The following is a 6,717-nucleotide window of genomic DNA, read 5'->3' as shown; positions in this document are numbered from 1 at the left end:
CCGACGTCCAGGCCGAGGAACACGCCCACGTTGTCGATCTCGAACATCGCACCCTTCCAGGGGTGTTGACGGTGCCGGCCTCGGCCTGGGTGTCGTGCTCGCGCAGCCACGTTATGCAGACCTGCCGTCCGCGAGCTGTCCGGCATTGCGCCGGACCGGACGGTGGCCGGACCTCTGATCAGCGTCTCCGACGAACACCCCCGGGTCCCGGCGACACCACCCCCCAGGTCATGCCTTCGACAGGGGGCAACAGTCATACCGGACCCAGAGGCCAGCGGCCCCATTGCAGGACCGCGAAAAAGATAACGGGGCGCGGCTTCCGGGAGGTGGGGTTCGTTGCCGCTGGGGGTGGTGGGTGATGGCGACCGTGCCTTCCGGGCGCGGGGACTGCGGCTTGTTCGGGGGTCGGTTGGCCGCTGGGGGCGTGCGTGGCGCGCACCGGCTTCGCCGGCCTGCCCCGGCATGTCGTCCGTCTCGGATGTGACCGATCGTCGGGCGACTGAAAGGGACAGCCCTCACGGCTCCATTCCTGCTGGCATGACGGGGCGTTCGGTCAACGACCACGCTGCCGCGCGAACATCGCCTGCCGGTGGGGTAGTCCGCGCCTTGTCGGCTTCCGGGCAGGGGGGTGGGGGTCTCTTTCTGTAGGTGCCCGTCTAGAGTTGAACGATCTGTTCACTTCTAAACGGGCACCTATAAAAAGGGTCCCCCCACCCCCCGCACGCCCGCCTTCGGGAGTCGACGGCGCGCGGACTACCAAGACGGCAGGCGATGTTCGCGCGGCAGCGTGGTCGTTGACCCGACCCCACCACCCACCCACCCTTCAACGACCAACCGGCACCGTCCCCGTGAGACGCCCGATGATCGGTCACGTCCGAGACGGGCGACATGCCGGGGCAGGCCGGCGAAGCCGGTGCGCGCCACGCACGCCCCCAGCGGCCAACCGACCCCCGAACAAGCCGCAGTCCCCGCGCCCGGAGGGCACGGTCGCCATCACCCACCACCCCTGGCGGCAACGAACCCCACCTCCCGGAAGCCGCGCCCCCCTTCCCAGCCAGCCTCCTGCCGGTATTCGTTACGCCCGCACCCGGCCGACCGTGCGCCATCTAGGCCCGGCGTCGTAGCCCGCGCCAGAACCCCAACCACACCCCAGAGTCTCGTCAACCAACAGAACGACCAGTCGGGCTGCCCCGCACCGGCCACCGCCCCGCAGACAAACCCCGCACCCAACCACCACCACCCGCACCCACCCACCCAGCCCTCGCCGCCGCTACTGCGTCGCGTGGCCCAGGTCCTCGGACATCTCCCGGGCCGAGCGCAGCAGTTCGGCCGAGTGTCGGGCGATCTCCTCCTCGGTGACGCCGCGCGCCGGCATCACCAGGGTGACGACCAGCGGCAGCGAGTCGCCGGCGGCGAACACCGGGGCCGAGACGGAGGTGATGCCGGGGATCACGCCGCCCGAGGTGGTGGCAACGCCGTCGCGCCGCACCTCGGCCCGGATCGCCTCGATCCGCTTCCTGGTCGCCGAGTCCAGCGCGTCCGCCTCCAGTTGGACGCGCAGCACCGGCTCGGTGAGCTGCTCGGGCAGCTGGGCCAGGAACGCGCCGCCGATCGCGCTGGTCAACAGCGGCATCGTGGCGCCGATCCGCACCGTGATGGGCAACGCGTGGGCGCCGTACTCCCAGCGCACAACGACGGGTCCGTGGTCGCCCCACACGGCCAGGTTGACCGCGTGCGTCGTCCGGTCCCGCAGCCCCGGCAGGTGCTCGCTGACCAGCGCGACCTCGTCCATTCTGCGCAGCGACTCGATGCCGAGCCGCCGCATGGCGGGCCCCATGTCGTACCGCCCGGAGCTGGGCGACCTGGCGACGAGGCCGACCCGGGCCAGGCTGACGAGATAGCGGTGGACCTTGCTCGGCTGCATCCCGCTGGCCGCCGCCAGTTGCGTCAGGGTCATCGGGCCGCGCCCCTCCTCCAGGGCCTGGAGCACCGTCATCGCCAACTCGACGGACTGGATGCCCTGCCGCGCCGGCGCGGCGTCGGCGTGCTCGGGCCCGGGGGAACGCTGTGCGGTCACGGCTCGATGATAGTGATCGGGCCGCGACCGCCCACCGGGCCGCCACCACCCGCCGAGCCGCCACCACCCACCGGGCCGCCACCACCCGCCGGGCGCGTGACCCGGCGGGAAGCGGCGCGCTCAGGCGTCGGCACGGGCCTCGACGCCCGCCGTCTCGCCCCGCACCAGCCGCAGCAGTTCGCCGGCCAGTTCGGCGGCGGCCCCGGGCCCGCTCGCGGTGCCGAACACATGGAAGTCGGGCCGCACCGCGACGGCGGAGCAGCCCAGTTCGGCGAACCAGTCGCGATAGGTGCCGTGCACGTCCTGGACGAGCGCGGCGACCGGGTGGTCGCCGGAGCGGGCGCCGGGGACCACGACCCGGACGCCGGCGCCGGCGAGTTCGTGGAGCAGCGGCCCGTCCTCCAGCGCGCCCAACAGCCCCTCGGCGAGCAGCAGTTGGAAGCCGCCGCCCACCAGCTGGTCCAGCCGGTCTCCCCTGGTGCCGTCGTGCACCACGCCCTGCACCGACAACTGCCCGTGCCCGGCGTCGGATCGGCTGGCGAACAGGCCCTCGCGAAGGTCGGGGAAGCGCACCGCCTTGGGGGCGCCGCCCTGTTGGCGGCGGGCGAGCAGCTTCCGGTCGCGCTCGGCGGCGCGCTCCGGGTCGCGGAGGGTCTGGAGGTGGCCGAGTTCGATGCCCTTCTCGGTCACCGCCCGCACATGCGGCTCGCGTTCGGTCTGATAGGTGTCGAGGATGTCCTCGCGCGCGACGCCGCGCAGCACGAGGTCCAGCTTGAACGCGACGTTCTGCGCGTCGCGGAACCCGGAGCACATGCCCTGCCCGAGGAACGGCGGCATCTGGTGCGCCGCGTCGCCGGCGAGCAGCACCCGGCCGCGCCGCCAGTGCTCGGCGATGAGCGAGCGGAAGGTGTAGGTGGCGACCCGGATGAGGTCGGCGTCGTCCGGGGTGAGATAGGCGGCGACCCGCTTCCAGACCCGCTCCGGGTCGCGTTCGGTCTCGAAGTCGTCCACCGAGTCGAGCATGAAGCTGAACCGGTGGTGGTCGGGGCCGAGCGAGATGATGGAGGTCGGGCCGTTCGGGTCGCCGAGCTGCAACGCGGGCGGCAGCCGGGTCGGGCGGCGGAAGCGGAAGTCGCAGACCATCCACGGCTCGGAGAAGCCGTAGTCCCGCACGCCCACGCCGAGCGCCGAGCGCACGAAGCTGTTGCCGCCGTCGCAGGCCAGCACGTACCGGGCGCGGACGCTGGAGTGCCCGTCCCGGCCGTCCGGGTCCTCGACCGTGAGCGTCACATACTCGGAGGTCTGCTCCAGGTCGACGACGGTGGCGGAGTGCCGCACCTCGACCTGGGGCAGCGAGCGGCAGCGGGCGTCGAGCGCGTCCTCCAGGTCCGGCTGGTACATCATGTTCCACTCGGGCCAGCCGCTGCGGCCCACCTCCGCGAAGTGCTGCTCGATCAGCAGGTCACCGCGCCCGTTGCGCCACTCGTAGGTGCGCTGGACGCGGACCTTGGGCGTCAGTTCCTCGGCGACGCCGAGGCGGGCGAGCGTGCGCAGGGTCTCGTCGTCGAAGCTGGCGGCTCGCGGCAGGTTGTACAGGCCGGCGTACCGCTCCAGCACCAGGACCCGGTGGCCCGCCTGTCCCAGCAGGGCCGCCGCCGCCATGCCCACCGGGCCGTACCCCACGACGACCACATCCACCGCCGTCCCCTTGGGGACGGAACCGGCGCCATCCGTACCCGTCATCGGGCACCTCCGTTTTCTCGCGCACCTTCCAGAGGGTTGACACCGACGGAACGTACGTTTCACCATCCATGAAGTCAATGCATATAGGTGAAGTGGAGCGGGAATGCGGACCATCGGGCTTGAGGAGCACTTCGTCACGCCGGAGCTGGAGGGCTACGGCGCCAGCGCGGCGGCGATCATCCAGCCGGACAAGTGGCGGGAGGCGTCCCGGCGGCTGCTCGACATCACCGACGAGCGCCTGACGGAGATGGACGCGGCCGGGCTGGACGTGCAGGTGCTCTCCCTCAACGCCCCCGGCATCCAGGCCGAGCAGGACGCCGGGACCGCCGTCACCCGGGCCAAGGCCGTCAACGATCTGCTCGCCGGCGTCGTGGAGAACCACCCGGACCGGTTCGCCGGCTTCGCCGCCCTCCCGCTCCAGGACCCCAAGGCCGCGGCCTCCGAACTGGAGCGCGCGGTCAGCGAGCTGGGGATGCGCGGCGCCCTGGTCAACGCCCACACCCAGGGCCGCTACCTCGACGACCCCGAGCTGCGCGTGGTGTGGGAGCGCGCCGAGGGCCTGGACGTCCCGCTCTACCTCCACCCGGCCAACGGCGTCGACGCCCCGCACGTCATCCAGGGCCACCCGGAGCTGATCGGCCCGATGTGGAGCTGGGGAACGGACACCGCCTCGCACTTCATGCGGCTGGTCTTCGGCGGCGTCTTCGACGACTTCCCGAACGCCAAGCTGCTGCTGGGCCACATGGGCGAGGGCCTGCCGTTCGTGATGTGGCGGATGGACTCGCGCTGGGAGTACCACAACCACCACGGGGTGGAACTCGCCCGGGGCAATCCTTCCGAGTACCTTCGGCACAATCTGTACATCACGACCAGCGGTGTCTGCTCGGCCCCGCCCCTGCTCTGCTCGCTGCTCGCGCTGGGCCCCGAGCGGATTCTCTTCGGCACCGACTACCCCTTCGAGGACATGGCGACGGCCACCGAGTTCCTGAGGTCGGCCCCGATCAGCGAGGCCGACCGGGCGAAGATCGCCCACGGCAACGCCGAACGGCTGCTCCGCCTCTGAACCGCCACTCCCCCGCACGCTCCCCACCACGCCCCCACACCCGCAACGCCCCTTTCGTTCACCGGTTTTTGTTCACCAGAAGTCCTCCTCAGCAAGGAAGCAGGGAGTCGTCGAGATGGCCCGAGAGAACACCGCACAGCACTGGATCGACGGCGCGTGGGTCGGTTCCGCCCGAACCTCCGACAGCGTCAATCCGGCCACCGGCGAAGTGATCGGCAGCTATGCGGAGGGGGACGCCGAGCTGGGGCGGGCCGCGATCGAGGCCGCGAGCCGCGCCTTCGCCGAGGGCGACTGGCGGCTCGACCCGATGGTGCGGGCCACCGCGCTCAGCCACCTCGCCGACGCCTATGACCAGCGCCTGGGCGAGGTGATCCAGACGCTGACCGAGGAGAACGGCAAGCTGCGCCACGAGGCCGGCTTCGAGGCGCACTTCATCGTCCGCGCCCTGCGGTTCGCCGCCGGCCTCGCGCTCCAGCCGCACGGCCGGGTCACCGACACCCACCCGGGCCGCCAGGCCATGTCGATCCGGCAGCCGGTGGGCGTCGCCGGGATCGTGGTGCCCTGGAACTCCCCCGCCTACCTCTGCATCCGCGCGCTCGCCCCGGCCCTGGCGGCCGGCTGCACGGCCGTGGTGAAGATGCCGGGCCAGGCCGCGAGGACCGCCGCGCTGATGAGCGAGATCCTCGACTCGGTCCCCGAGCTGCCGAAGGGCGCGGTGAACGTCGTCATCGAGTCCGGCTCGGACGTGGCGCGGCTGCTGGTCGAGTCGCCCCGGGTGCCCGTGATCAGCTTCACCGGCAGCACGGCCACCGGGCGGCTGGTCGCGCAGGGCGCGGCGGCCCACTTCAAGCGGGTCGGGCTCGAACTCGGCGGCAAGACGCCCCACCTGGTCTTCGCCGACGCCGACCAGGAGGCCGCGCTGGCCACCGCCGTCCAGTCCTGCACGGTCTTCGCCGGGCAGTTCTGCATGACGGGCAGCCGGGTCCTGGTGCAGCGGGAGATCGCCGACGCCTTCACCGCCGCACTCGCCGAGCGCCTGGAGGCCGTGCGCCCGGGTCCGGCCGCCGATCCGGCCAGCCAGATCGGGCCGCTGATCGACAAGGCGTCGGTCGCCCGGGTCGATGCCGCCGTGGAGGCGGCGATCGCCGCCGGCGCCAAGCCGATCGTCCGGGGCGGCCCCAGCACCCGGCCCGAGCTGGCCGGCGGCGCCTTCTACCACCCGACCCTGCTGGCGGTGCCGGACTCCTCGCTGCCGATCGTCCAGGAGGAGACCTTCGGCCCGGTGCAGACGGTGCAGGTCTTCGACACCGAGGCGGAGGCGATCGCGCTGGCCAACGACACCGAGTACGGGCTGAGCGCCTGCGTGTGGACCAGGGACGCGGACCGACCGGTGCGCGTGGCGCGGCAGTTGGACGCCGGGCTGATCTCGGTCAACAGCTGGGCCAACCTGACCATCGAGTTCGAGGAGGGCGGCTTCAAGTCCAGCGGCGTCGGCCGGCTCGGCGGCCTGGCATCGGTCGAGGACTTCCTGGAGTACAAGCAGATCACCCAGGACTACGCGCCCGTCCCCCACTGAACCCGCTGAACCCGCTGAACCCGCTGAAACGCGAGGCGCGGGCCGGCGTCGCCGGCCCGCGCGGGCCACGCACAAGCCTTGCTGTTATTACATATAGCGCTTAGTCTCGCAGGACCCCGGCGGCGCCCCCACCCGGGCGCCGGCCCACCCGTCGCAGGAGTGGCCGGCCTCCCCGGCGAGCCGCGCGCCGCCCCTCCCCTTCCTCTCCGCGCGCCGTTCCCTCCCTCGACTTCGGCGCGCCGGAAACCAGCCCTGGCA

The 6,717-nt window shown here is 72.2% G+C and carries 4 protein-coding genes; 2 read left to right on the top strand and 2 right to left on the bottom strand.

Annotation, left to right across the window (positions count from 1 at the left end):
• Nucleotides 1-1,270: 1,270 nt before the first annotated feature.
• Both FH609_RS29525 and FH609_RS29520 read right to left on the bottom strand, forming a co-directional pair.
• Nucleotides 1,271-2,077, bottom strand: a complete 807-nt coding sequence (locus FH609_RS29525) for an IclR family transcriptional regulator (protein ID WP_226962042.1) — start codon at nt 2,075-2,077, stop codon at nt 1,271-1,273.
• Nucleotides 2,078-2,197: 120 nt separating this feature from the next.
• Nucleotides 2,198-3,820, bottom strand: a complete 1,623-nt coding sequence (locus tag FH609_RS29520; protein ID WP_139674726.1) for a bifunctional 3-(3-hydroxy-phenyl)propionate/3-hydroxycinnamic acid hydroxylase — start codon at nt 3,818-3,820, stop codon at nt 2,198-2,200.
• A gap of 103 nt (nt 3,821-3,923) precedes the next feature.
• Here FH609_RS29520 and FH609_RS29515 point away from each other — a divergent pair, with 103 nt between their 5' ends.
• Complete coding sequence (locus FH609_RS29515) at nt 3,924-4,883, top strand: amidohydrolase family protein (RefSeq protein WP_139674729.1); 960 nt, start codon at nt 3,924-3,926, stop codon at nt 4,881-4,883.
• A gap of 115 nt (nt 4,884-4,998) precedes the next feature.
• The gene (locus tag FH609_RS29510) at nt 4,999-6,459 is read left to right on the top strand and encodes an aldehyde dehydrogenase family protein (RefSeq protein WP_139674732.1); all 1,461 of its coding nucleotides are present in this window, start codon (nt 4,999-5,001) and stop codon (nt 6,457-6,459) included.
• Nucleotides 6,460-6,717: the final 258 nt, after the last annotated feature.

This window comes from Streptomyces sp. 3MP-14 (genome assembly GCF_006334905.2).
GTDB lineage: Bacteria > Actinomycetota > Actinomycetes > Streptomycetales > Streptomycetaceae > Streptomyces > Streptomyces triticirhizae.
Note: the sequence above shows the minus strand (reverse complement) of the source record. Positions and strands in the feature narration are given on the sequence as shown.